At 47.0% G+C, this 1,872-nt stretch carries 2 protein-coding genes; both read right to left on the reverse strand.

Annotation, left to right across the window (positions count from 1 at the left end):
- Positions 1 to 41: 41 nt before the first annotated feature.
- A complete protein-coding gene (locus KDK19_RS18680) occupies positions 42 to 1,088 on the reverse strand; it encodes a YhcG family protein (protein ID WP_257255086.1) in 1,047 nt (348 codons plus the stop codon).
- On the reverse strand, positions 1,085 to 1,872 hold a 788-nt coding region (locus KDK19_RS18685; RefSeq protein WP_257292589.1), incomplete at its 5' end, for a restriction endonuclease subunit S. The genes KDK19_RS18680 and KDK19_RS18685, both read right to left, overlap by 4 nt.

A 1,872-nucleotide genomic window follows, 5' to 3' on the forward strand; every position in this document is an offset into this window, starting at 1 on the left:
CTGAATTGTCTCCACACTGCGGAGACAATTCGAGGATTCCACTATTCAGTTTTATTCTCAATACGTTTTCGGGCGTTGCGGACAGCTTGCTGGAAGCGTTCTTCCAATAGTTCTTTGGGTGGCATTTTGGTGAGATAATCTGCAACATGGATATCACCTTCATGTAGCCCCAGTAACTCAATCTGTTCTTGCTTTTTACCTGCACAAAGTATGATACCAACAGGCGATTGTTCACCGGGTCGGCGATCGTATTTATCAAGCCAACGCAGGTATAGTTCCATCTGACCTTTGTATTCTGCCTTGAAATTATCTTTTTTCAGTTCAATAGCCACCAGACGGTTCAGGTCTCTGTTATAGAACAGCAGATCAATATAAAAGTCGTCATCATCGATCAGAACCCGGTGCTGACGGGCAACAAACGTAAAGCCCATACCCATTTCTAGCAGGAATTGCTGCATTTCTCGCAGAATGGCGTCTTCAAGGTCTTTTTCCACGAAGGTGTCATTCAGGTCGAGGAAGTCGAGCAGGTAAGGCTCTTTTAATACAAAACTTTCATTGATCCTGCCTTTTTCCCGCAATTGGTTCAGGTCGTGCTCTATGGTTGTTTCTGGCTTTCTGGACAGCATTGTGCGCTCGTACATCAAGCTGCCCATGCGATTTTGCAGGGTTCGGGTTGACCAGCCTTCCTGAGCTGCCATCAGGTAGTAGAACTCTCTTTTCAGGTCGTCTTCGATATAAATCAGTGCTTTTATATGGGTCCAGCTCAATTGTCTCCGCACTGCGGAGACAATCTCAGGATCGGGAAAAGTCTCCGCAAAGCGGAGACAATGATGGAGTTGTTTGTTGCTCCATCCCCTGCCAAAGGCTGCTGTCAGTTTTTTAGCCAGATCAGTGATAATTTGCTTGCCGTAATCGGCTCTTTCACCTTTCAGCACCTCAGTATGAATGCGCTGCCCCACCTGCCAGTACAGGAGGGTCAGCTCGGCATTTACCGCCACCGCTGCCCGTTGTTTGGCAGACTGGATCAGGTCTTTGATTTCGCCGAACAGGTTATCCGGCTCTTTTGATGAATCGGGTGTTTTGCTCATGCGGTGGCCTCTGCGGGGTGTTCTTGTTGTTCTGTTGCTGGCTGCCAGTCACGTACGTCGATTTTGCCGGTGACGGCGGCGGAGATTAGGGCTGTGCGGCGTTCTTGGAGGTATTGAATTCCCTCAACAGAGTTTTCCTCCAAGTCTGCAAAAGTGTTCATTTGTTCTTCTAATGAGTTATTGATCTGGTCTTGTTCTTCGCATGGTGGTACAGGAAATAAACTGGCAGATAAATACTCTTGTTCAATACTCTCTACAGTTGCCCCTTCTTTCGACCATTCCAACAACAAAGAATCAACATTGCCCAATATGTAGTTAGCGGCAAATTCGGTTTTCATCCGCCCATTGAATTTAAGAGCCTTCATGTCTTGATTCAGAGTGACTCGAACTGAGTTTATTGCGATCGGTATGGTTCTTTGAAGAATGCCTGAGCGTACTACCATTATGAGGGCACCACTATCTACAAAGTTTGTAGATGACTCCTCAACCGCTTTCTCAGTCAGCTTGTCCTGAGTATTAGAAATACGAAAAGACTTCATATCTTTTGGTGATACCCACGGTATATCACCTCCACTCCAATAGCTCAGATTGTCTTTGCTGGGTGTACCGCCTCCGCTGAATGAGCATAAATATTTGAGAGGAACCATTTCCCAATGCTCCGGCACTTCCCCAAGCCACTCCACACCGGAATCCTTCATCGGTGCATCAGGGTTCAGCCCCTTGGTGACAGCATGACTGATCACCGCCTGTCGTTTTTCTTTCAACAGCCGGATCAGGGATTGCT

Source organism: Endozoicomonas sp. ONNA1, assembly GCF_024606325.1.
GTDB lineage: Bacteria > Pseudomonadota > Gammaproteobacteria > Pseudomonadales > Endozoicomonadaceae > Endozoicomonas_A.

Bases quoted from the DNA above. Each gene is read 5' to 3' on its own strand.
- KDK19_RS18680 (WP_257255086.1), bottom strand. From the start codon at position 1,088: ATGAGCAAAACACCCGATTCATCAAAAGAGCCGGATAACCTGTTCGGC.